Origin of the sequence: Campylobacter sp. BCW_6871, from assembly GCF_001762325.1 — a bacterium.
GTDB lineage: Bacteria > Campylobacterota > Campylobacteria > Campylobacterales > Campylobacteraceae > Campylobacter_D > Campylobacter_D jejuni.
In genome coordinates this window covers 1-983 of the sequence record NZ_MJWQ01000030.1, presented here as the reverse complement: position 1 = coordinate 983, position 983 = coordinate 1, and the positions used below count along the sequence as shown (strand labels likewise).

Annotated in this window: 2 protein-coding genes; both read right to left on the bottom strand. The window is 25.0% G+C overall.

Annotated features, from left to right (window positions below):
- Positions 1-62 precede the first annotated feature (62 nt).
- Positions 63-449, bottom strand: a complete 387-nt coding sequence (locus AJ930_RS02610; RefSeq protein WP_002871073.1) for a hypothetical protein — start codon at positions 447-449, stop codon at positions 63-65.
- A partial coding sequence (locus AJ930_RS10255; RefSeq protein WP_186820843.1) for a hypothetical protein occupies positions 439-983 on the bottom strand: 545 nt, incomplete at its 5' end. The genes AJ930_RS10255 and AJ930_RS02610, both read right to left, overlap by 11 nt.

Genomic DNA, 983 nt, shown 5'->3' with positions numbered 1-983 from the left:
AATCAACTTTTCTTCTTCTATAATTAGTTCTGCTTGTTCTCTTGTCATTTTTTATCCTTTATTTAATCCATAAAATCTATATTAAAATATTTACAAGTTAAAGTAATATATTCTAAATCATTATCAAAATATATGCTTATCAACATCTCTTCTTCTTTTTCAATATAGCCTGTTATATCATCCCAATTATTTCTTATCAAATCGATAAAATTAGCTTCTAATTGATTAAAATTTTTACAATATGATTTTGAGTGTAGTAACTTATAATCATAAAAAACAATTTGCAAATCTTGTATATCTTTTTTCTCTGATTTAAAAAATATTTCTAAAGTTTTTTCATTTGTTATGATAGAATAAACAAAAAAGTCATTTTTCAAATCTATTTTTACATCTTTAAGATAAAATTCTCTTTTAAATAAACTTCCATGCTTTAAATTCTCAAATTTCATTATTTTGCCTTTTTAAATAATTTTCTACAATATCTAAATCTTTATGAGATATTGGCTCTACTAAACCCTGTGACATTCTATACTTTGTTGGATCTTGAGGATTTATATGTTTAGTATATTCTATTTTATGAGGCGTATCAATTATTTTCTTTGATGTCTTCTCATAATGTGGTTTACCATCTAAATCATATCTGGTGAGTTTATCTTTTGTCTTTATAGAAACACTATTATATCCTCCATTTAAAGTATTTTTTATTTCCATGGCTCTTTGTTTAATGTTTAAAATAATCTCCCCATTTTCACCAATATAATCAGGACTTCTAGGTTTTGGAGTATCTTTAGGCCATATTCCATTATGTTTATAAAGATGAACTTCTTTATCACTTACCTTACCTTTTTTATTTTCATTTTCCAAATATAAAAGCATTTTTGCTTTCTCTTTGCTTTTTTGTGCCGCTCCTAATTTATCTCCTATCCCTTGCCATCTTATCCTATCATACTTAATCTTAGCAAGAGGACTAGCTTGTATTTTAG